This window comes from Arenibacter sp. 6A1, assembly GCF_012272855.1.
Lineage (GTDB): Bacteria > Bacteroidota > Bacteroidia > Flavobacteriales > Flavobacteriaceae > Arenibacter.
In genome coordinates this window covers 251,234-275,982 of record NZ_JAAXCQ010000002.1, presented here as the reverse complement: position 1 = coordinate 275,982, position 24,749 = coordinate 251,234, and the positions used below count along the sequence as shown (strand labels likewise).

Here is a 24,749-nt window from a genome sequence, read left to right as displayed (position 1 = left end):
ATTTTTATTAATGTGATGTTAGTTGATTTTGGATTTAGTTGTTCTGCATTGATCTTTCGTTTTAGGTTATTATTGGTTTAGTTGGTAATTGTAATGGTATCGCCTTCTCTAGAATATTTAAAAGGGAAGTCTTCTTTAAAGGCTTCTAAAATATCCTCTAAACTTTCACCTTTAAAAGTGGCGGTATAGATTTGTTTGTCTAAGGCTTCATTGTTATTTTCTATACGTATATTAAAATGGCGTTCTAACTTGGTCCTTAGTTTAGAAAAAGGCATCGCTTTACAAATTAATTCCCCATGCATCCAGGACGTATAGAGGCTAACATCTACAGCTTTTACTTGCATGGAGTTTTTTAAAGGGTTCCATGAAGCTTTTTGCCCTGGTTGAAGTTGGGTAACGGTGTTCTTGTTTTTGTCGGCGCCATCTTTGTACAATTCAACCGATCCTTCTACCAAGACCGTACTTATTTCTTCATCTTCAGGAAAATAGGAAAGGTTAAATTCAGTACCCAGTACCTGAATATTTAAATCGTTAGCATTTACTATAAAAGGATGTTTGGCGTCCTTGGCCACGTCAAAAAATGCTTCGCCCTTTAAGAAAACTTTTCGTGTATGACCAGAAAGAAATTGGACGGGGTATTTTAGAGAACTCCCAGCGTTTAAGGTTACTTTGGTTCCATCAGACAAGAGTAGTTCAAATTTCTTTCCGAAAGGAATATGTAAGGTGTTGTATATTAGTTCTTCAGCCACAGAATTGTTTAGGTAGTGTAATGAACTTCCATTTTGGGTTCCTACTACCGTTCCTTTTGCTGTTCTAATGGTACTTTCGTTAGTGTCGGTAATAGTTTCAACGGAACCATTGTCTAACTGCAAGGTAATAAGCCCGGAAGTAGGGATGGGCGTAGATGGTATAGAAACTTGGTCGCTAGTGGTGTCTTTAAGGATAATGGAGAAGATACCAACAAGAAACAATAGGGTGGCTGCAATCCCAAACCATTGTTTTATTAATGGTGCATAGAATTTAGTTTCTTTGTTTTTAGTAGGAGCACCTTGTTCTATTTGGTTTAAAATATTTTTAAAAGATGTTTTGGAATCAGGGAGTTTTTCTTTTGAAACTGACCTGGTATTGATGTCCTCCCAGTGTTTATATAGACTATTATTAAAAATACTCGATGAGTCAGAATTGTTAATAATGGTCATAAGCTCCTCATACTCTTCGTTTGAAAGGGTATTGTCTAAAAGCTTTTGAAAAAGCTTATCGGTATAGAATTTATCGTTCAAATTCAGAATGTTTTAGGTGCAACGAGTAAAGAGTATATAAGTAGTACACCTCAAAATTGAAAAAGTCCCAAATGATAATGCGATTTTTTTTAAAAAATGCAAAAAAGCGCTAGAGTAATAGAAAAACCAATAGGAAATGGATGGTCTCTAAATGTGGCTTTAATTGGCTTTTAAGAATCTTAAGGGTTTCCCACAGGTGGTTTTTAACGGTTTTTGTAGAAATACCCAGTAAGTCGGCTATTTCTTGATGACTTTTACCCTGTTGTTTGGAAAGTATAAATATGTTTCTTTTTTGGGGAGGTATATTTTCGAGTATATTTTCAACCAACGCCTCGTATTCGCCCAATAAAATAGTGTCTTCGGTCTGTTTGTTCGAATAACTAATGTTTTTCCAAAATTCTTCTTTTAAGGATTGTTGGTTGGCAACACTTCGTAGGTAATTATAGGTAGCGTTTCTGGCTATTGTAAAAAGGAAGGCTTCAAAGGAATGGGCGGTGTTTATAGATTCTTTAATTCCCCAAATTTTAATAAAAACTTCCTGTACTATTTCTTCCGAAACATAATCAGATTTGGTAATGGATTTTACAAAGTGATACACCCGATTCTGATAAATATCGAAAACTGCCCTAAAAGCCTGGGTGTCCCCTTTCTTTAAGGCTTTCATTAGATTTTCATTAATGGTAGACGATTTTTTCAGGATTATTGGTGGTTATTTTAATGGTCAACTGATAATATAGAAATAGTATTCTCCGAAATTATATTGTTTTTCATCTATTGTCCACCAAGGAATTGCTTATTACAGATACTTTTTTTGCTGTATCGAGAAAGAGTGATATCTTTATGACAGAAACAACTATATGTTATAGGTAGGTTTAATTTTTTAATAAAGAGGTGAAATGAGCATGACCGAAAACTGGTCGCAAAGACGAATGACGATATGCGAATTACATTCCTGTACTGGGCGCAGCCGAAGTATGAGCGTTAAAAGAACAAAAGATATCTACATATGAAACTTCATCTTCTCGATAGGGCCAGTAAAGAAAATAGTTCCTTTTTGGTAAGTCATAATCGGTATTCCCACTTTTTAAAGGTATGGCATTATCATCCGGAATTAGAATTGGTGCTTATCTTAAAAAGTACCGGTACTCGGTTTATCGGCGATAGTATAGAAAAATTTTCTGAAGGCGATCTGGTCTTAATAGGGAAAGACTTGCCTCATATGTGGTTAAATGATGAGGTGTACTTTGAAGAAAATTCTACCCTGCTATCCGAAGCCATTGCGGTACACTTTAAAGAAGACTTCCTTGGGATGGGATTTTTTGAACTTCCAGAAATGAAAAAAATTCTGCAATTGATGAATACCGCCAGTCAAGGAATTTTATTTGAAGATATTAACCCTAAAATTTTAAAAGACTTTAATGCGTTGCTAACTGCAATGCCTTTTGAAAAAACGCTTAAATTAATCGAAATTCTCCATCAGTTGGCCAATCACGACAACTATAGGTTGTTGTCTAGTCCGGGGTACCTTAAGTCTTTCCAGAAAACTGAAAATAATAGTCTAGATGAGATTTATGAGTATATTTTTAAAAATTTTAGTAAGCCCATAAGCTCCAAAGATGTGGCCGAAGTGGCCAAAATGAACCCTTCTGCCTTTAGTAGATTCTTTAAACGTATCCATAGGAAAACCTTTACCCGTTATTTAAATGAAATTAGAATAGGATATGCCTGTAAATTACTGATGGAGAATCAGCATAATATTACACCGGTCTGCTATGAATCTGGGTTTAATAATATTTCTAATTTTAACAGACATTTTAAATCTATTACGGGTATGTCCCCCTCGGATTATATCCGTTTGCACAATCAAAAATAAATCATTTTATAAAACACATACCGTGTGTTATGCCCTATTAAGGGGTGGAGGGATACTTTTTTTGCATTTATAAGTGGAGTATAAAATATATTGTATATTTTTATCTTTAAATGTACAATATACGTTTATATAAGAATAACCAACTATAGCCTCCTATGAAACTTCATCTCCTTAATAGAACCAGTTTACAAAACAGTTCGTTTACCGTTACCCAACATGCTGATTCACATTTTTTAAAGGTGTGGCATTATCATCCAGAATTAGAATTGGTGTATATCTTAAAAAGTACAGGAACTCGATTTATTGGCGATGGTATAGAAAAGTTTTCAGAGGGCGATTTGGTATTGATTGGAAAAAATCTGCCTCATATGTGGTTAAATGACGATGTTTTCTTTGAGGAAGGATCTACCCATAGTTCCGAAGCTATCGGAGTTCATTTTAAGGAAGAGTTTCTTGGGAAACATTTTTTTCAGGTCATCGAGATGAAGCCTATCCAACAGCTGATAAAGAGGGCGGCTCAAGGGATTTTATTTGTAGATATAGATGAGGATATAAAAAATGAAATCGAGGAACTTGTGCATTTAGATGCTTTTGAAAAGACCATAAGTTTCCTTAAAATTCTTCATAAATTGGCAAATCATGGGGAATACCGACTCTTGTCTAGTCCCGGGTTTTTAAATTCCTTTCACAAGACGGAGAACAAAATTTTGGATGATATCTACGAGTTTGTTTTCAAAAATTTTAATCAGCCTATAGGTTCTAAAGACGTTGCTGCCATTGCAAAAATGAATCCTTCTGCCTTTAGTAGATTTTTTAAACGGGTGCATAGAAAAACCTTTACCCGTTATTTAAATGAAATAAGGATTGGATACGCCTGTAAGTTGCTCATGGAAAACCAGCAAAATATTACCCCGGTCTGCTATGATTCCGGATTTAATAATGTTTCCAATTTTAACCGTCACTTTAAATCTATTACCGGTATATCGCCTTCCGAATATATTAAACTTCATACTCAAAATTAAGAATATTACACGTTTCAGGTTTAAAAAGTATCATAAAAGGTGCTTCTAGTGGTGGAAAAGACTAGAGTTTAAGCTTAATTTTGTTAGGGTAATAAAATAGGAATGGGTTTAAGAATGCTAAAAAGCCTATCGTTAATGGATCTTTTTAGACTAAAAATGCCTGGTACCCATTCCAACTAACAGAATGTAAACAGATGAAAAGCAAAATCTTAATTACGGATATTTTAGTAAAGGATGTCCGTTTCCCTACTAGCAAATCTTTGGATGGCTCTGATGCCATGAATCCAGATCCTGATTATTCAGCCGCTTATGTAATATTAAAGACCGATCACCCTGACGGCTTGGAAGGTCATGGTCTTACCTTTACTATAGGAAGAGGGAATGAGCTATGTGCAGCCGCTATCCAATCTTTAGCACCATTGGTTAAAGGCAAGACCTTGGAGAGTTTTACTCAAAATATGGGTGCTTTTTGGAAAATGATAACTGGAGATAGCCAATTGCGATGGTTGGGGCCAGAAAAGGGAGTCATTCATTTGGCTACCGGAGCGGTGGTAAATGCCGTATGGGATTTATATGCCAAGGCTGAAGGAAAGCCGTTATGGAAATTATTGGCCGATATGACTCCAGAAGAATTGGTGTCCTGTATCGACTTCACATATATTACCGATGCCATTACGCCACAAGAAGCCCTAGAACTTTTACAGGCGAAGGCCGCCACAAAGCAAGAGCGTATCGATACTTTATTGAAGAGCGGATATCCTGCTTATACTACTTCTGCTGGATGGTTAGGGTATTCCGATGATAAAATGCGACGCCTATGCCGAGAAGCTAAGGAGGCCGGATTTAAGCATATGAAGATTAAGGTGGGGTCTGATTTACAGGACGATATGCGCCGAGCGGCCATTATCAGAGAAGAAATCGGTGATGATCTGAAATTGATGATGGATGCCAACCAAAAATGGGATGTAGATGAGGCCATTACCAATATGGAGTCCCTTAAAAAATACAAACCATGGTGGATAGAAGAACCAACAAGTCCAGATGATATATTAGGACATGCCAAGATAGCAAAAGCAGTAGCGCCTATAAAAGTGGCTACAGGAGAACATTGTCAAAACAGGGTTATGTTTAAGCAATTGATGCAAGCCGATGCTATTGGGATTTGTCAGATCGATAGCTGTAGAGTAGGAGGCGTAAACGAAAATTTAGCCATTTTATTGATGGCTGCTAAATTCAATATTCCTGTTTGTCCACATGCTGGTGGTGTTGGTCTGTGCGAGTATGTACAGCACCTTTCTATGATAGACTACATTGCTATAAGCGGATCTATGGAAGATAGGATTATAGAATTTGTAGATCACTTACACGAACATTTTTACGATCCAGTGGTAATTAAGAATGGAGCCTATATGCCACCATCAATGCCAGGATACAGTATTACCATGAAAGAACAGTCTTTGGCAGATTACAGCTTTCCAAATGGGGATGTATGGGCAAAGGAATTAGCCAATAAGGCCTAAGGACTTTGGCAGAACACAATTATCAATGTAAAGTAAACAAAATGTCAGGATTTAGTTTAGAGAATAAAACAGCTATTATTACCGGTGGCGCTAGTGGAATAGGCGAGGCCATTTCCAAAAAATTTGCAGCCCAAGGCGCCAACGTCCATATACTTGAGTTTAATGAAGAAAGCGGAGCCAATATAGTTGCAGCGATAACAAAAGAAGGTGGTAAGGCTACATTTCACCAGTGTGATGTGTCTAACCATAAGCAGGTAGCAGGAATTATAGACACTATTGCCAAGGAAAATTCAATAGATATATTGGTGAATAATGCCGGTATTGCTCATGTAGGTAATTTAGAAGGTACCGAAGAAAGTGACCTGGATAGGATTTACAATGTAAATGTTAAAGGTGTTTACAACTGTATGCATGCCGCGATATCGAAAATGAAGGAAAAAGGTGGGGTTATTTTAAATATGGCCTCTATTGCTTCTTCGGTTGGTATTTCGGACCGTTTTGCCTATTCAATGTCCAAAGGGGCTGTGCTTACCATGACGCTTTCGGTAGCTAAGGATTATGTAACAGAAGGAATTCGATGTAATTGTATTTCTCCAGCAAGGGTACACACGCCATTTGTAGACGGATTTATAAAGAAAAATTATCCAGGGAGAGAAGCAGAAATGTTCGAAAACCTTTCTAAAACCCAGCCGATAGGAAGAATGGGGAAACCAGAGGAAATAGCTAATCTGGCATTATATCTATGTTCGGATGAGGCTTCTTTTATTACCGGATCCGATTTTCCTATCGACGGTGGATTTATAAAGTTAAACGGGTAATATTTTTTTAAAACCTATTAAGAATAACTAATGAAAAAATGTAGCATTGCCTTAACCCAGGTAGCTTTGTTAGGAGTCTCTAAGATGAATTCTCAAAACAGCTATCAACCCACTTGGGAGTCCTTAGATTCCCGTCCCGTGGCACAGTGGTTTGGTGATGCTAAATTTGGAATCTTTATTCATTGGGGCTCTTATTCGGTTCCTGCCTATTCTCCTAAAGGGGCTTATTCTGAGTTGTACCAATATTGGTTGCAGAATAAGACCCTTTTCGGGAACGGGAAGTTTTCTTGGCACACTATGGACGTTGGAATAAAACGAGATTTGGAATGCGATTTTATTTTAAAACAAACCGTGGATCCTGAACCTGGATTCGCCCTTAAAGAATTATTTTTTACACAAAAAGAAGAAGCCTATTTCGCCGTTGCTCCTAAATGGGCCAATGGGGAATTGCTGCTTCAAAACAATAGTCCTGAAAAGAATACCCAAATAGTACTTTTGGCAACTGGGGAAACCATTTCCCGTAAAAAATCGGGAAAGGACATGAAACAGATCATGCCGGCTTATAATCGCAATAAAATGAAACCATCAGATGAGTATGCCTATGTTTTTAAGATTTCTAAAAACTAAGGTTCATCTACCTTATAAATTATTAAAAAAAATAACTTGAATAACATGAGAAAGATTTTTCTGTATTTCCTGACTCTTGCTCTTTTTGGAGCTTGTGCTAAAAAACCAAATTTTAATGCATTGACAATGCCGGTTTCCAATACTATTCCGGTAAAGGATACGGATACTAAGGATTCTATTGTTCTAAAAGCTGCTCATGTAGTACCTACCGCTAACCAATACGAAGCCTTAAAAAATGAATTCATAGCTTTTATTCATTTTGGACCCAATACGTTTACCAGAATGGAATGGGGAAATGGAAAAGAAGACCCTAAAATATTCGATCTTCAGAATTTAGATACCGACCAATGGTGTAAGGCCATGAGCGATGCGGGAATGAAAAAAGTCGTTTTTACCGCAAAGCACCACGACGGTTTTGTCCTGTGGCAAAGTAGGTATACCAAACATGGTATTATGTCTTCACCCTTTAAAGATGGTAAGGGCGATGTGTTAAAAGAACTGTACAAATCATGTGAAAAATACGGGCTTAAACTAGGGGTGTATTTGTCTCCTGCAGATTTATACCAAATAGAAAATGAAGAAGGACTCTATGGGAATTTAAGTGAGTATACCGAGCGAACTATTCCTAGGGCAGTAGAGGGAAGGCCTTTCGAAAATAAAACTACTTTTACCTTTAAGGTAGACGATTATAATGAGTATTTCCTAAACCAACTTTTTGAATTGCTAACCGAATACGGACCTATTCACGAAGTATGGTTTGATGGTGCCCATCCAAAGAGAAAAGGAGGACAGACCTATAACTATTTAGCTTGGAAAAAACTTATAAAAACCCTTGCCCCGGAAGCGGTAATTTTTGGAAAGGAAGATATTCGTTGGTGTGGTAACGAAGCCGGAGAGACTAGAGATACCGAATGGAACGTAATTCCATACCTAGAAGATCCTGCAAACTTGAATCGTTTTGACGACATTACTGCAGAGGATATCGGTAGCCGCGAAAAACTTTACGATGCCAAGTTTTTGCACTATCAACAAGCAGAAATTAATACTTCTATTCGCGAAGGCTGGTTTTATAGGGACGATACCGATCAGAAAGTACGTAGTACCGATGACGTTTTTGATATGTACGAAAGATCAGTAGGTGGCAATACTACTTTTTTATTAAATATTCCACCGAATAGAGATGGGAAGTTTTCTCCCGAAGATGTCCGTGTTTTAGAAGAAGTAGGGCAGCGAATTAAAGAAACTTATACGGATAATTTATTGGCTGCCGCCCAAGGTCCTAAAAATGTCTTGGACACAGATAGCGATAGTTTTGAAGTGTTTGATAAGGAAAATAGTGAGATGATCATTAGTGTGGAAACTCCGATAACCTTAAATAGATTTGTAATCCAAGAGGCTATAGCCACCCATGGAGAAAGAGTAGAAAAGCATGCCTTAGATGCTTGGGTGAATAATGAATGGCAAGAAATTGCGGTAGCCAGTAATATTGGATACAAGAGAATATTGCGTTTCCCAGAGGTAACTACCAATAAATTAAGGGTAAGATTCATGCAATCTAGATGGTACCCTGCTATTTCCAATATTGGTGCCTTCTATTACAATACACGCCCACCACAACTTGCTATTGTAAGAGATGTAAACGGAATGGTAACTATTGCTCCTAAAAAAGAAGACTTTGGATGGAAACCCCATGGACGTGATATTAGCGGTAGTTTAAACGGGGATTATTCTATTAGATACACAACAGATGGTTCCCAACCTACCGTAGAATCGCCAATTTATAAGGAAAGCTTTTTGTTCCCAGCCGGAGAGGTTAGGGCAGTAGCCTTAATAAACGATCTATTGGGAGCTGTGGCCGGCACGGAGTTCGGGGTGATTAAAAAAGATTGGAAACTTCTAGAGCAAAGTAGCGCACAACAAGGAAAAGAAGGAGGAGCTGCTTTTGATGCTAATAACAATACCTTTTGGGAGTCAACCTCTGACAAACAAACACATTATTTGTCTTTGGACCTAGGGAAGGAATATGCTCTTAAAGGGTTTACTTATACGCCACAAAAGAAGCATAGAGAAGGGATGATAGAGAAAGGTGTTCTTAAAACCAGTGCCGATGGTAAATCGTGGAAAACTTTGGAGAGTTTTGAATTTGGAAACCTGATCAACGATCCGACAACTAGAAAGCACGCCTTTAAATCGATTGTCAACACCCGATATATTAGGATAGAATCTAAAGAAATTGCTGGAGGAGGAAAAACGGCCGCCATAGCAGAATTAGATTTTTTAATAGAATAATATCGAAATCAGCCTTTATTCCTATAAAAAAATGAAATAAGCATGACCGAAAACTGGTCGCTAGGACAAGTGAAGAGATGCAAATTACATATAACCGTTAAAAATAAAAAAAGAATTAATATTTATATATGAAACAAATAGCCCTTTATTGTTTTTTATTATTTTCTTTATTATGGGGATGCACTCCATCGGTTACAGATATTTATATAGCTGTTGATGGTCAACAAAGTTCATCACTTAGAGAAGCCCTTGTTTTAAGTTCCATCGAAGAAGGAATGAAGGCTGTAGCCCAAGTCCGAGAGGAGGGAAACCAACAGACAGTGACCCTTCATTTAATGGCTGGGGAATACCGGATTATTGAACCGATAAAAATAGATCCGGCTTTGGGGCCTTTAAAAATTGTTGGACAAGGGGCGGATAAAACCATTATAAAAGGCTCTATTGTATTGAACCCCAAATGGGAAAAATACAAGGATCAAATTTGGATGAGTCAATTGCCAAAAGAACAAGAATTTGATCAACTCTATGTAGATGGAAAGCAACAAGTACTGGCCAGATATCCCAATTATGATGAGAAGGGTGGACATTGGCAGGGGCATGCTTCGGATGCTATAGCGTCAGAAAGGATAAAAACCTGGACAAATCCAAAGGGGGCCATAGTACATGCTATGCATAGCGGAGAGTGGGGAGGTTTCCATTATATCGCCGAGGGTGTAGATGATAGTGGTCAGCTTATAATGTCCGGGGGCCACCAAAATAATCGTCCATCAGGAATGCACGATAAGTACCGTATGGTCGAAAATGTTTTCGAAGAATTAGATGCTCCCGGGGAGTGGTTCCTAGATAGTCAAAAGAAATTGTATTATTGGCCTCCTTCGGGAACTGATATGCAAACAGCCATTGTAGAAGGAGTTGTACAAAAACACCTCCTAGAAATTATAGGTACAGAAGATAATCCGGTGCATGATGTTGAGGTAAGTGATATTAAATTTGAACATACCCGACGCACAATTATGGAGCCCTATGAACCATTACTAAGAAGTGATTGGACCATTTATAGGGGGGGAGCTATTTTGTTAGAGGGTACAGAGAATGTGCGAATCCAAAATTGTGAATTGACCAACCTAGGAGGCAATGGCATTTTTGTGAGCAATTATAATAGAGAAGTGAGTATTGTAGCCAACCATATTCACGATTGTGGAGCATCGGCCATTAGTTTTGTGGGGAGTCCAGATGCGGTACGATCTCCTTCTTTTCAATATAACGAGACTGTATCTTTGACCGAAATGGATACCATTCTAGGACCAAAAACCAATAAATACCCTAGTAATTCCTCCGTAGATAATAACCTCATCTACCGTATTGGTCGTGTAGAAAAACAAACCGCGGGGGTACAAATTGCCATGGCTATGGATATTACCGTAAAACATAACAGTATTTATGAGGTGCCTAGGGCAGGGATCAATATTGGAGATGGTACTTGGGGCGGTCATGTGATAGAATATAACGATGTTTTTAGCACAGTTTTAGAATCTGGAGATCACGGAGCTTTTAATTCTTGGGGCAGGGATCGTTTTTGGCACCCTAACAGGGAAGCCATGGATAAATTAGTAGCCGATAATCCTGAGATGCCCAAATGGGATGCCATACATACCACCATTATTAGAAACAATAGGTTTCGCTGCGATCATGGTTGGGATATCGATTTGGACGACGGTTCTTCGAATTATAAAATTTATAATAATCTATGTTTAAATGGTGGGATCAAATTACGAGAAGGATTTTACCGAACCGTAGAAAATAATATTTCGATCAATAATGGTTTTCACCCTCATGTTTGGTTTAAGAACAGCGAAGACGTATTTAAACATAATATTGTTTTTACAGAACACAAGGATATCAGGCTCCAAGCCTGGGGTAAAGAAATAGATTATAACCTTTTTCCCGATAAGGAGGCCTTAGAAAATTCTAAAAACAAAGAAATAGAGCAACACAGTGTTTATGGGGATGCGCTTTTTGAGGATGCAAAATCTGGTAATTTTGCCGTCAAGGAGAATTCTCCAGCACATAAGATCGGATTTAAAAATTTTGATATGGATGGGTTTGGAGTGAAAGATCCCAGACTTAAACTCTTGGCAAAAACTCCCGATATTCCAACTATGTTTTTTGGGAATACCAGTGGAGAGGATACAACTTTTAAATGGCTGGGGGCACATATTAAAAACATTGCTACCATGGCAGAACGTTCCGCCTCTGGTTTAAATAAAACGGCAGGGGTGTTATTGCTTGCTATAGATGAGGAAAGTATCGCTGAAAAATCATCTCTTCAGGTTGGGGATGTTATCATTTCCTGTGAAGAAGAGGAAATAAATACCGTGGCTGATTTAATGAAGTCTTATCAGAATAATAATTGGAAAGGGACATTAAAACTTCGTGTTTTTAGGAACCAAAATGAACTCGAAATTGAGGTGTCTACCAAAAAATAGTAAAATGAAATCAAGGTTTAATAATATAGTTAATTTACTTCTCCTTCTTTTAGGGCTATTTTTGGTAGGATGTAATGAGAAGACCGAAGTAGAAAAACGTCCCAATATTATTTATGTGCTCGCCGACGATTTGGGCTATGGCGATATTCAAGCCTATAATCCTGAAGGAAAAATAAGGACGCCCCACTTAGACCAACTGGCATCGGAGGGGATGAGGTTTACGGATGCCCATACCTCCTCAGCGGTATGTACCCCTACCCGTTATGGTATCCTTACCGGAAGGTACAATTGGAGAAGTCCTTTAAAAAGCAGTGTGCTCACAGGGAATTCCAATGCCCTTATTCCCACGACCCGCACTACGGTAGCTTCCCTATTGCAAAAAGAAGGGTATGCAACGGCCTTTATAGGCAAATGGCATCTAGGATGGGATTGGGCCCTTAAAGATCCAAAAGTTATTTCCGGAGATGGCTGGGACGCCAAGGATTTTGACAATATAGATTTTTCCAAACCAGTAACAAATTCGCCCAACGATCTTGGGTTTTCCTATTCCTATGGACATAGTGGTTCCTTGGACATGGCGCCCTATGTATACGTAGAAAACGGGATGCCCACCATGGTGCCCGATACGATTACGGAGAGTACCGATAAATATGGGTGGTGGCGAAAGGGGCCAACCGCCAAAGATTTCGATTTTGAGGACGTTACTCCTAACTTTTTTCGACGCTCCTTTAAATATATCAAGGACAAATCCAAGGAGGAACAACCGTTCTTTTTGTATTTGGCATTGCCATCTCCCCACACCCCAATTTTACCTACCGAAGAATGGGCAGGAAAAAGTGAGTTGAATCCCTATGGTGATTTTATGATGTTGATAGACGCTTATATGGGGCAATTGAATGCGGTGCTAAAAGAAGCCGGAATAGAAGAAAATACTTTGGTGGTCTTTACCAGTGACAATGGTTGTTCCCCAGCCGCCGATATTAACGAAATGTTGAGTAAGGGCCATAGTCCTAGCGGAATTTATAGGGGACATAAAGCCGATATTTTTGAGGGAGGACACCGAGTGCCTTTTATAGTAAAGTGGCCGGCGAAAATTAAGGCGGCGACCATAGCAGATCAAACAATTTGTACCACAGATTTTTTGGCTACCTGTGCAGATATTGTGGGTGTTGATTTAAAAGACGAGGAAGGGGAAGATAGTTTTTCTATGCTTCCTGTACTACTAGACAACAACTCACCATACTTTGAGAGGGAAGCTACAGTACATCATTCTATCAATGGTAGTTTTGCGATCCGAAAAGGAAAATGGAAAATGATTTTTGCAGCAGATTCTGGTGGCTGGAGTGCTCCAAAACCCAAAAGCGAAGGATTGGCCAACCTACCTCCTTTTCAGCTGTACGACTTAGATAATGACCCCCAAGAACAAAAGAATCTTTATGGGGATTTTCCGGAGATAGAATCGTCCTTAACAGTGCTGATGAAATCCTATATCGAAAATGGTAGAAGTACTAAAGGGGAAAGGCAAACAAATGAGCCAGAAGGATACGGAAGTAAACAATGGAAACAATTAGAGGTGTTTAATGAAAAGTAAGGCCTTTAATATGCTCTTGGTCACAAAATAAAAGGAAGCAATGCTAGACGCAGGGACTTCCGGAAAGAACAAAAGTTAATACGAATTCAAATTTAAATAACAAGGAAATGAAATTAATAAGATTTGGTGCTGTAGGCAGTGAGAAACCAGGAGTGCAATTGGAAGATGGTAAGCGCTTGGATGTGTCCGCTTTTGGACAGGATTATACCGAAGATTTTTTTGGAGGAGATGGATTAGAGCGATTAAAAACTTGGTTGGCCGATAATGCGAGTACTTGTCCTGTTGTGGATAATAATGTGAGATTGGGAGCCCCTTTGGTAAGACCTTCCAAAATAGTATGTGTAGGTCTTAACTATGCAAAGCATGCGGCAGAAAGTGGTATGGCAGTACCTAAGGAGCCGGTATTGTTCTTTAAAGCTACATCGGCCATCGTAGGGCCTAATGACGATTTGATCATTCCTAAGGGAAGCGAAAAAACAGACTGGGAAGTAGAATTGGCAATCGTAATCGGGAAAAAAGCATCGTACGTTTCTGAAGAAAATGCCTTAGATCACGTGGCGGGCTATGTGTTGCATAACGACTATAGTGAAAGAGCTTTTCAAATAGAAAGAGAAGGGCAATGGGTAAAAGGAAAGAGCTGTGATACTTTTGCGCCTCTAGGACCTTTTATCGCCACTAAGGAAGAGATTAAGGATCCTAACAATTTACACCTATGGTTAAAATTGAACGGGGAAACCGTACAAGATAGTAGTACATCCGACTTTATATTTAACGTACAAGAGGTAGTGAGTTATATCAGCCAGTTCATGACCTTATTGCCAGGGGATATTATTTCTACAGGAACTCCGTTTGGAGTAGGTCTTGGATTTAATCCTCCTAAATATTTAAAAGCCGGAGATGTGGTAGAGTTGGGAATCGAAGGATTAGGAACCTCTAAACAAACAGCAAAAGCATATCAATAATCAAAATACTAAATACCAAATACCAAATACTAATACGTTAAAAAACCAATCATTATGAGCACATCTGAAAGCAATTTTAACAGAAGGAAATTCTTAAGGTCTTCGGCCTTGGTAGGCGCGTTTATGGGGCTACCAGGAGTAGCAACCTATTCTAGGGCCAACGCCACGGAAACGGTAGAAAAAATATCAGCACCAAGACCCGTTTTAGGGAAGTCTGTTATAGGGTTAAAAGTAGCCCCTATAGAAAAAGTTAAAGTTGCTTTCATAGGTGTTGGAATGAGAGGGGCTAGTCATGTAAAACAAATTGCCGCCTTAGACCCAAAGGCCGAAGTAGTCGCAATTTGCGATATCCGAGATGCGGTGGCTCAAAAATCGGTGGACTTTTTAAAGTCGAAAGGTAATAAAAAAGTAAAAAAATATAGTGGAAGCAAAGATGCATGGAAAGAAATGTTACGTCAAGATAATATAGACCTTGTCATCATTTCTACCCCATGGGAAGACCACGTTCCTATGAGTGTCTACGCCATGCAACAAGGTAAACACGTAGCCTTGGAGGTGCCTGCAGCCTATACAGTAGAAGACTGCTGGAAATTGGTTGATACCGCCGAAGAAACCCAACGTAACTGTATGATGTTGGAAAATGTTTGTTATGGCAACGAGGAACTGACCATTTTACAAATGGTAGAGCAAGGAGTATTTGGTACCCTAACCCATGGAGAAGCAGCTTATATTCACGACCTAAAAGATTTGATGTTTAGTCAAAATGCCTATTACCAACAATGGCGATTAAAACATAACGAAAAATATGATGGCAACCTTTATCCTACCCACGGCCTAGGGCCTGTGGCTCAGTATATGGGAGTAGGAAGAGGAGACCGTTTTGGGCATTTGGTGTCCATGAGTTCTTTAGAAGCTAGCTTGTCTGAGTATGCAAAAACGGTGGAATCTGATAATGAATTCTTTAATCGTAACAAATTTGCCCATGGCGATATGAATACGACCCTTATTCAAACCGCAAAAGGCAGGTCTATTATGTTACAGCACGATGTGGTTTCTCCTAGACCCTATAGCCGTATCAATGCCCTTTCTGGGACCAAAGCGTATCACGAAGGGTACCCAAGCCGATTAAGTATTGCCGGCAAAGGACACGATTGGCTAAAAGAAGCTGAGTATAAAGCGTATATGGACAAGTATAAGCACCCCATTTGGGACCACTTAAAAGAAGAAATAAAACTACATGGTGGCCATGGAGGAATGGACTTTATAATGTTGTACAGGCTGATAGATTGTTTTAACAACGGAAAGGCCTTAGATCAGGATGTGTACGATGCTGCAGATTGGTCCGTGGTAACACCACTGTCTGGTATCTCTATAGAATTAGGGAACATTCCAGTAAAATTCCCTGATTTTACAAGAGGGAAATGGCAAGAAGAAAGACGCCTAGGGATAATGGAAGATTTATAGGACAAGGACTATGGCAAGGAATTTCTTTCTACTGTTCTGTATAGGTATACTACTGTCTTCATGTAAAAATGGGAACAGTAGGAAGGATATTGCCGAAAACGGAAAAAATAAAGGCAAACCAAATATTATTTTTCTATTTTCCGACGACCAGAGTTTTAAGGATGTACATGCATTGGGGAATCCAGAGGTTCAAACCCCTACCATGGATAAGTTTGTAACGGAAGGTACTACTTTTACACACGCATACAATATGGGCGGATGGAACGGGGCTATTTGCGTAGCTTCGAGAGCTATGATTATAAGTGGCCGGTCCTTATGGAGGGCCCAACAAATTTCACATCAATACGCTCAAAATTTAGAGGTCGATAAAACCTGGCCGCGGTTAATGCAGACGGCCGGTTATGATACCTATATGACAGGGAAATGGCATGTAGAGGCAAAACCCAAGGATATTTTCAACTATGTAGGTCATGTGCTTCGCGGAATGCCACATGATACTCCGGAAGGATATAATAGACCGAAAAGTGTCAACGATACTACTTGGAAGCCATGGAAAAAAGAGTTTGGAGGGTATTGGCAGGGAGGCAGGCACTGGAGCGAACTGGTCAAAGACGATGCCGTGGCATTTTTAGATAGCGCAGCGATTCGGAAAAAACCATTTTTTATGTACGTAGCCTTTAATGCCCCCCATGATCCAAGACAGGCACCCAAGGAATATGTAGATAGGTATCCTCTCGAAAATATTAAGGTGCCAGATAGTTATATGCCGCTTTATCCTTTTGCGGAAACGATGGGGGCGGGACCAAATTTAAGGGACGAGAAATTGGCGCCTTTTCCTAGAACCGAATATGCTGTCCAGGTAAATAGACAGGAATATTATGCGATTACTTCCCATTTAGACGATCAACTTAAAGATATTATGGCGGCTTTGGAAAAAAGTGGTCAAAAAGAAAACACCTATATTTTTTACTCCTCTGACCATGGATTGGCTTGTGGAGAACATGGCCTTATGGGCAAACAGAATATGTACGATCATAGCGTAAGGGTGCCTTTAATGGTTATAGGTCCGGATATTCCGGCAGACAAAAAAGTTGACTCCGATGTTTATTTACAAGATATTATGGCAACGGCACTAGATTTGGCGGGCGTAGAGAAACCTACCTATGTAGAATTCAATAGCCTTATGAGGTTGGTGAAAAATTCGGAAAGCACAGCCGATTATAACGCTATTTATGGGGCCTATGAAAAGGCGTCCCAACGGATGATCCGAAAGGACGGATATAAACTCATTGTGTACCCAAAGTCTGGGAATATCTTGCTTTACAATCTTAAAAAAGACCCTCAGGAATTAAACAATATAGCGGAAGCACCGGAAAACACAGCCCAAATAAAACTCCTTTTTAAGGAATTAATGCTATTACAGGTAAAGATGGGCGATGAACTCGATTTAAAACCTATTTATGATTTGATATAATGGGAAAAAATAAATTGCTCTTATTGGTTTTAGGTTTGTTTCTAATGATGGAGACTTCTTGGGCGACCCCTCAGGAGCCTATAAGAATTGCCTGCGTAGGAAACAGTATAACCTATGGGTATAAGGTTGCCAATAGAGAGAAGAATTCCTATCCAGCACAACTACAAGCATTATTGGGAACCGCTTACGAGGTTCGGAATTTTGGGGTTAGCGGAAGAACGCTTTTGCAAAAAGGGGACTTACCATATATAGAAACCGATGCTTATGCCAAAGCCCTTGAATTTAAACCGGACATTGTATTTATAAAATTGGGGACCAATGACAGTAAGGTACAAAATCGGGAATATTTGGCCGATTTTACGAATGATTACACTCAATTGATCCATAGCTTTAAAGAAGTCAATGAAGAAGCGAGGATTGTTCTCCTTCTGCCATTGCCGGCCTTTACGACCGATACCACTGGCATTTGGAATGAGGTGATCAAAAATAAAATAGTACCACTTACCCAAACAGTGGCATATAGTACAGCATCCGAAGTGATAGATCTATATCAACTATTTATAGATCAACCTAATTTATTGCCAGATACAGTGCATCCATCTTCTTTGGGGGCGACTGTTATTGCAAACCGGCTTTATGAAACGGTGATGCTTGAAGAAAGTCGTAGTATCGATATTTTAAAATCTGAGGTGATAAAAAATCGGGTAACCCAAAATTTTTATGGGTACCGTCAAACTAATTTTGAATATAAAGGCATTCCTTCTAAAGTGGTTCAGCCTAAAAGAACTGCCGCTGGTAAGCCATGGGTGTTACGAGCAAGATTCTGGGGGCATGAGCCTCAAACAGATATAGCTTTGTTAGAACGTGGGTTTCATATCGCTTATTGTGATGTAGCCGATTTATATGGAAGTTCGATGGCCATGGAGCGTTGGGATGATTTTTATACGTTTATGACCAAAGCTGGACTATCTAAAAAAGTGGTCTTGGAAGGGATGAGCCGAGGAGGACTGATTGCCTATAATTGGGCAGAAAAGAATCCTAAAAAGGTAGCCTGCATATATGCCGATGCTCCCGTTCTAGATGTTCAAAGTTGGCCTAGAGGACAAGGTAAAGGCAACGGTAGTAGTGTCGACTGGGAGGCACTTAAAAAGGTGTATTCTCTTAAAACAGAAAAAGATGTAACTAATTTTAAAGCCGATCCAATCCATAAGATAAAATCAATAGCAAAAGGGGGCTACCCTATGTTACATGTTTGCGGGGCTGCCGATGAGGTGGTTCCTATTGATGAAAATACGAAGGTTTTTGCAGAAGGCATCACAGCACATGGGGGAGCAATAGAAGTGATTTACAAAAAAGGCATTGGGCACCATCCACATAGCTTGGAAAACCCTACTCCCATTGTCGATTTCATTCTCAGGGCTACGAATCAAAAAATGAATTTTGCTGCCATAGCTGCCCCTTCGGCAGAATATAGGTCGGCCGCAGGCTGGACAGTAGGGAAAGATTGGTGGGCCCAAAGTCAGGATATAGATTCTTTATGTAAGGCCAATAAGGAGATAGATGTACTTCTTATCGGGAATTCCATAACCCAAGGATGGGGTGGCATTAGACCCAATGTTACCTATGCCCCTGGCAGGGAAGCTGCAGCAGTGTACTTTAAAGATTTAAACTGGATCGGTGCAGGTATTTCAGGAGATCGAACCCAGCACATTTTATATCGTATTAAAAAAGGCAATTATGAAGCTGCAAATCCAAAGGTGATCGTACTGGCGATCGGGGTTAATAATTTTGGGAGTAATACGGCTTCTGAAATCGCCGATGGAATTAAGGAAGTGGTACAAGCCATTCAAGAAAAATTTTTGCCGACCACAAGAATAATGTTGTTCGGTCCTTTGCCTACAGGCATGGAACCGAATACAGATAGACGCGAAAAATACGATGATATCCATGCCCAGATAAAGAAATTAGGAAAGCAAAGGAATATCGCTTATTACAATCTTTTGGATACTTTTTCGGACGATAAGGGCTTTTTAAAAACGGCCTATTATTCTAATGACGGAATTCATTTGTTACCGGAGGGATATAAAGTTTGGGGTAAGTTTATTTATGAGAATAGTTACCTTAACCACCAATAAAAAAAAGCCATGAAAAGAATCCTAATAGTACTACTCTTATTATCGGTGACCAAGTCCTATGGGGAAATTTGGCTGCCGTCAATTTTTTCCGATAATATGGTATTGCAACAGCAATCCAAGGTGACAATTTGGGGCTGGACCACCGCTACCAGTGAAGAGATTACGGTATTTGGTTCATGGAACAATGAAAAAATAACGACCAAAGCTTATCAAGGAGTTTGGTCGTTGGAATTACCAACCCCAAAAGCAGGAGGTACATACAGCCTCCATATAGAAGGTCACGAAAAACTAGAAATCAGCAATGTACTGATAGGAGAGGTATGGTTGGGATCTGGACAAAGCAATATGCAATGGACGCCCAATCAAGGATTGGAGAATGCAGAGGAAGAAATAAATAATGCCAATTATCCCGAGATACGGTTCTTTCAAGTAACACAGCAGATAGCGGCCTATCCTCAAGAGCAATTAAAAGGGAAATGGGTGGTATGTAGCCCAGAAACAATGAGGGAGTTTAGCTCTGTAGCTTATTTTTTTGGAAGGGAATTGCACCAAAAATTATCGGTTCCCGTTGGGCTGATAACTTCAAGTTGGGGAGGCACGCCAGTAGAGGTGTGGTTGAAAAAGGAATTGATTACTACAGATCAGGAATTAAAAAAAGCATCCGAAAAACTGAATAAAGTTGCTTGGTGGCCCCATAATCCTGGAACGGCCTACAATGCCATGATCCATCCTATTACAAAATTTAATATAGCCGGCTTTATTTGGTATCAGGGAGAATCTAATAGGGTGAATCCTGACTCGTATTATAAATCATTTCCTTTGTTGATTAAGTCCTGGAGAGCAGCATGGGGCAAGGAACTTCCCTTTTATTTTGTGCAGATAGCTCCTTTTAAATATGATGATCCCAATGGTACGGACGCTGCCCAGGTGCGAGATGCCCAGTTGTACACCATGAAAAATGTGGACAATACCGGAATGGTAGTGACCAATGATATTGGGGATTTGGAAAATATTCATCCCACTAACAAACAAGATGTGGGATACCGTTTGGCGCTTTGGGCCTTGGCAAATACCTATGAAAAAGGGGAACTGGTCTTTTCCGGACCATTGTACCAATCTATGGAAAAGGAGGCAGGGAAAATAATATTGCATTTTGATCATACGGTAAAGGGATTGAAGAAAAAAGGAAAAGTTCTAACGGAATTTTATATTGCGGGGGAGGATCGAGAGTTTTATCCGGCCAAGGCTAAAATTAAAGGGAGAACTGTTTTGGTAGCTTCTCCCAAGGTAAAAGATCCGGTAGCGGTACGTTTTGCCTTTACAAATGGCGCCACGCCCAACCTATATAATGCTGCTGGCTTACCAGCCTCGGCCTTTAGGACCGATGATTGGGAATTATTACAAAATAAATAAAATGAATAAACGAATGATTCGCTTAAAAGTACTTTTACTATCCGTTCTAGGGTTGCTGATTTTTTCTTGCCAACAACCAAAAGAGCCATTGTCAACGAACGAAATTTGGTATTCTCAGCCCGCTTCCAAATGGATGCAGGCCTTGCCAGTCGGCAATGGTCGATTGGGCGCCATGGTTTTTGGCGATCCACAACACGAACGTATTCAACTAAATGAAGACTCTATGTGGCCAGGAGCAGCAGATTGGGGGAACTCCAAAGGGACCCCAGAAGACTTGGCCCATTATAGAAAACTCCTCTTAGAAGGCAATCCACATGAAGTAGATGCCAATTATATGGACAGCTTTTCCTATAAGACTGTGGTGCGCTCGCATCAAACCATGGGGGACCTGTATATCGATTTTTTGGATGATAAAAAGGTAGAAAATTATAAAAGAGCCTTAGATTTAAATAAGGCATTGGTCAGTGTAGACTATTCCGCTAATGGAGCCGAGTATAGTGAAAAAGTATTTTCATCGAAAGCCGATGATGTCATGGTGATTCAACTTTCGACTACAGCAAAAGAGGGAATGGATTTCGAATTAAAATTGGACAGACCAGAAGATCATGGGCATAAAACAGTGTCGACCTCCAATCCTTCCAATACCGAGATAAGTATGCTGGGGATGGTGACCCAATACGGCGGAAAAAAGAACTCCCAACCCTTTGAAATAGACTATGGGGTAAAGTTTGAAACTAGGTTAAAAGTAGTCAATAACTCGGGAACAGTGACCGCTAAGGACGGAGTGCTATCTCTTAAAGGAGTTAAAAATGCTACTTTATTGATAGTTTGTAATACTTCGTTTTACACCGATAATTATGAAGCTAAAAATGAGGAGACCTTGACGAAGCTTCAAGGGAAAAGCTTTGACGATTTATTAGAGAGACATATAGAAGATTACAGAGAATTATATGCTAGGGTCGATTTAGATTTGGGTGGAAAAGCTTTGGATAGCATCCCAACGGACCAGCGGTTAAAAAATATTAAAGAAGGGAAGGACGACCCGGATTTAGCGGCTAAATTATTTCAATACGGACGTTATTTACTAATATCTTCTTCACGACCAGGTACCAACCCTGCGAATTTACAAGGACTGTGGAACAACCATATTGAAGCACCTTGGAATGCAGATTACCATTTAAATATAAACCTTCAGATGAATTACTGGCCAGCCGAGGTAACCAACCTTAGCGAATGTAATGTTCCTCTGTTCAGTTTTGGGGACCGATTGTTGGAAAGGGGAAGAATTACCGCAAAAGAACAATATGGTATAGATAGAGGGGCAGTAATGCACCATGCTTCCGATTTATGGGCAACACCATGGATGCGTGCCGAAAGAACCTATTGGGGCGCTTGGATCCACGGTGGTGGCTGGTTGGCACAACACTATTGGGAACGCTACAGATATACCCAAGATGAAAATTTCTTGAAAGAACAAGGCTATCCATTTATAAAAGCCATCAGTGAGTTTTATTTAGATTGGTTGCAGAAAGATGAAAAAACGGGGAAATGGATTTCTTTTCCCGAAGCTTCTCCAGAGAATTCCTATTATGCAGCCGACGGTAAACCGGCAGCCATGACCACCGGAGCAGCTATGGGACATCAGATTATTGCCGAGGCATTTGGAAATGCAGTGAAGGCCGCCGAAATATTAAATATTCAGGATGAGTTCATCAATGAGGTTAAAACTAAATTGATAGATTTACACCCTGGAGTAGTGATTGGTGAGGACGGTCGTATTTTAGAGTGGAACGAACCCTATGAAGAGCCAGAGAAAGGGCATCGCCATATGTCGCATCTGTACGCCTTACATCCTGGTGATGCCATCACTTCAAAAGATAAGGAATTTTTTGCCGCAGCACAGAAAACCATCGATTTTCGATTGCAGCATGGGGGAGCGGGAACGGGTTGGAGCCGCGCTTGGATGATTAATTTTAATGCCCGTTTGTTAGATGCGAAATCGGCACAAGAAAATATTCAGAAATTTATGCAAATTTCTGTGGCCGATAATTTGTTCGATGAACATCCTCCCTTTCAAATAGACGGGAATTTTGGATATACCGCAGGGGTGGCAGAGCTTTTAATGCAATCGCACGAGGGCTTTATTAGAGTATTGCCCGCCTTGCCCGAAAATTGGGGCACTGGAGCTATCAAAGGTTTGGTGGCCCGAGGGAATGTTGAGGTCGATTTGCAATGGCAAGATGGGAACTTGGTTAAAATAGGGTTGATGGCTAAAACCGAGGACGTCCTGGAAACAGTCCAATATCGAAACGAGAATAAAGAAGTGGAATTACCGATAGGAAAAAAAATATGGTTGAACGGTGACCTTACTACTGTTAATTAATAAACTTGCAACAATTAAAATATATTTAAACTAGTAGATCGAATGAAAAAATTATTTCTTGCCATTTTCTGTTTTGGAACCATGGCAACCTTTGCCCAGAAGAAAAATGCAGTAGATACTCATGAAGAAAAAATGGAATGGTTCAAAGATGCCAAACTAGGGATCTTTATTCACTGGGGCTTATATGCGGTGAATGGCATAGATGAGTCTTGGTCTTTTTATAATGGGTATATCTCCCATGAGAATTACCTAAAGCAGAAGGATGGTTTTACAGCAGAAAATTACGATCCTAAAGCATGGGCATCCCTAGTAAAGAAAAGTGGTGCCAAATATTCGGTAATTACCGCCAAACACCATGACGGTTTTGCCTTATGGGATTCTAAATTTGGCGATTTTGATGCCATGAAGAGTTCAGCGGCCAAAAAAGATGTTTTAACGCCTTATGTAGATGCCTTAAGGGAGAATGACCTTAAAGTAGGAATCTACTATTCCTTACCAGATTGGTCTTATAACGATTATACACATTTTAAAAGAAACGAAATTCGGTACGATATTAAAAAGGAACCAAAACGTTGGAATACCTTCTTAAATTTTTATCAAGGACAATTAAAAGAACTTGCCGATACCTATAATCCGGATTTATATTGGTTTGACGGGGATTGGGAACATAGCTCTAAAGAATGGGAGGCTCCAAAAGTGCGCCAAATGTTATTGGATAGAAATCCTAATACCATATTAAATTCAAGACTTAAGGAACACGGCGATTATGCTACGCCAGAACAGGGAATGCCAATCACCCGTCCCGAAAATAAATATTGGGAATTGTGTTTAACCATGAACAACTCATGGGGTTACCAAAGAAATGATCACGATTACAAAACTACAGATCAGATCATTGGTATTTTTGCCGATGTTATCGGAAATGGCGGAAACTTATTATTGGATATAGGACCTAAAGGCGATGGTAGTATTCCAGAAGAGCAGGTAGAAATATTGGAAGGTCTGGGTAGATGGACCAATAAACATCAGGAAGCCATTTACGGCACTAGGTCTGGAATTCCTAAAGAGCATTTTTATGGACCTACCACCTTGTCCAAAGACGGGACAATCCTATACCTTTTTGTGAAAGGAGATCCTAAAGGAGAAGTAGTGGTACGTGGATTAAAAAACAGAATTAACCGTATTTGGGTTGTTGGTGAAGGAACCAAGTTGTCGCATCAAGTTGTAGGAAATGTTTATTGGAGCCACTATCCGGGGATTACCTATGTAAAGGTTCCAGAATATGTCTTGGATGAAAATATGACAGTACTAGCCTTGTTATTAGATGGGGAAGTAGATTTATACAGAGAAGACGGGGCAGTTATAGAAAGCAATTAAGACTATAAAATACGTTTACCAATAATAACAATTAA

General features: G+C 39.6%; 17 protein-coding genes. 15 read left to right on the top strand and 2 right to left on the bottom strand.

Annotation, left to right across the window (positions count from 1 at the left end; genetic code table 11):
• Window positions 1-77: 77 nt before the first annotated feature.
• Both HCG49_RS02645 and HCG49_RS02640 read right to left on the bottom strand, forming a co-directional pair.
• Window positions 78-1,280, bottom strand: coding sequence for a FecR family protein (locus tag HCG49_RS02645; RefSeq protein WP_168468008.1), 1,203 nt, complete (start codon window positions 1,278-1,280; stop codon window positions 78-80).
• Window positions 1,281-1,389: 109 nt separating this feature from the next.
• Complete coding sequence (locus HCG49_RS02640) at window positions 1,390-1,944, bottom strand: RNA polymerase sigma factor (RefSeq protein WP_168468007.1); 555 nt, start codon at window positions 1,942-1,944, stop codon at window positions 1,390-1,392.
• A gap of 342 nt (window positions 1,945-2,286) precedes the next feature.
• On the opposite strand from HCG49_RS02640, the gene HCG49_RS02635 reads away from it, so the two are divergent.
• The 15 genes from HCG49_RS02635 (at window position 2,287) to HCG49_RS02565 (ending at window position 24,714) form a co-directional block, all read left to right on the top strand.
• Window positions 2,287-3,153 (top strand): AraC family transcriptional regulator, encoded by an 867-nt coding sequence (locus tag HCG49_RS02635; protein ID WP_168468006.1) that lies wholly within the window; start codon window positions 2,287-2,289, stop codon window positions 3,151-3,153.
• Between the two features lie 155 nt (window positions 3,154-3,308).
• Complete coding sequence (locus tag HCG49_RS02630; protein ID WP_168468005.1) at window positions 3,309-4,175, top strand: AraC family transcriptional regulator; 867 nt, start codon at window positions 3,309-3,311, stop codon at window positions 4,173-4,175.
• Window positions 4,176-4,369: 194 nt separating this feature from the next.
• Entirely contained in the window at window positions 4,370-5,695 is a 1,326-nt protein-coding gene (locus HCG49_RS02625; RefSeq protein ID WP_168468004.1) for an L-fuconate dehydratase, read from the top strand.
• Window positions 5,696-5,736: 41 nt separating this feature from the next.
• Window positions 5,737-6,513, top strand: a complete 777-nt coding sequence (locus HCG49_RS02620) for an SDR family NAD(P)-dependent oxidoreductase (RefSeq protein ID WP_168468003.1) — start codon at window positions 5,737-5,739, stop codon at window positions 6,511-6,513.
• A gap of 30 nt (window positions 6,514-6,543) precedes the next feature.
• Window positions 6,544-7,140: an alpha-L-fucosidase gene (locus HCG49_RS02615; protein ID WP_168468002.1), complete on the top strand. Its 597-nt coding sequence runs from the start codon at window positions 6,544-6,546 to the stop codon at window positions 7,138-7,140.
• Between the two features lie 45 nt (window positions 7,141-7,185).
• The gene (locus HCG49_RS02610) at window positions 7,186-9,429 is read left to right on the top strand and encodes an alpha-L-fucosidase (protein ID WP_168468001.1); all 2,244 of its coding nucleotides are present in this window, start codon (window positions 7,186-7,188) and stop codon (window positions 9,427-9,429) included.
• Between the two features lie 128 nt (window positions 9,430-9,557).
• Window positions 9,558-11,915 carry a PDZ domain-containing protein gene (locus tag HCG49_RS02605; protein ID WP_168468000.1) on the top strand — a complete coding sequence of 786 codons (2,358 nt, stop codon included), beginning with the start codon at window positions 9,558-9,560 and terminating at the stop codon, window positions 11,913-11,915.
• Between the two features lie 4 nt (window positions 11,916-11,919).
• Entirely contained in the window at window positions 11,920-13,506 is a 1,587-nt protein-coding gene (locus HCG49_RS02600) for a sulfatase family protein (protein WP_168467999.1), read from the top strand.
• A 107-nt stretch (window positions 13,507-13,613) separates the two neighbouring features.
• On the top strand, window positions 13,614-14,468 hold the full coding sequence (locus HCG49_RS02595; protein ID WP_168467998.1) for a fumarylacetoacetate hydrolase family protein: 855 nt from the start codon (window positions 13,614-13,616) through the stop codon (window positions 14,466-14,468).
• A 54-nt stretch (window positions 14,469-14,522) separates the two neighbouring features.
• A complete protein-coding gene (locus tag HCG49_RS02590) occupies window positions 14,523-15,932 on the top strand; it encodes a Gfo/Idh/MocA family protein (RefSeq protein WP_168467997.1) in 1,410 nt (469 codons plus the stop codon).
• A 10-nt stretch (window positions 15,933-15,942) separates the two neighbouring features.
• A complete protein-coding gene (locus HCG49_RS02585; RefSeq protein WP_168467996.1) occupies window positions 15,943-17,406 on the top strand; it encodes a sulfatase-like hydrolase/transferase in 1,464 nt (487 codons plus the stop codon).
• On the top strand, window positions 17,406-19,541 hold the full coding sequence (locus HCG49_RS02580) for a GDSL-type esterase/lipase family protein (protein ID WP_168467995.1): 2,136 nt from the start codon (window positions 17,406-17,408) through the stop codon (window positions 19,539-19,541). Before HCG49_RS02585 ends, HCG49_RS02580 begins: the two co-directional genes overlap by 1 nt.
• A gap of 9 nt (window positions 19,542-19,550) precedes the next feature.
• Window positions 19,551-20,954, top strand: a complete 1,404-nt coding sequence (locus HCG49_RS02575; RefSeq protein WP_168467994.1) for a sialate O-acetylesterase — start codon at window positions 19,551-19,553, stop codon at window positions 20,952-20,954.
• A gap of 1 nt (window position 20,955) precedes the next feature.
• Complete coding sequence (locus tag HCG49_RS02570; protein WP_240938614.1) at window positions 20,956-23,337, top strand: glycosyl hydrolase family 95 catalytic domain-containing protein; 2,382 nt, start codon at window positions 20,956-20,958, stop codon at window positions 23,335-23,337.
• Between the two features lie 42 nt (window positions 23,338-23,379).
• Window positions 23,380-24,714 (top strand): alpha-L-fucosidase, encoded by a 1,335-nt coding sequence (locus tag HCG49_RS02565; RefSeq protein WP_205764329.1) that lies wholly within the window; start codon window positions 23,380-23,382, stop codon window positions 24,712-24,714.
• Window positions 24,715-24,749 lie beyond the last annotated feature (35 nt).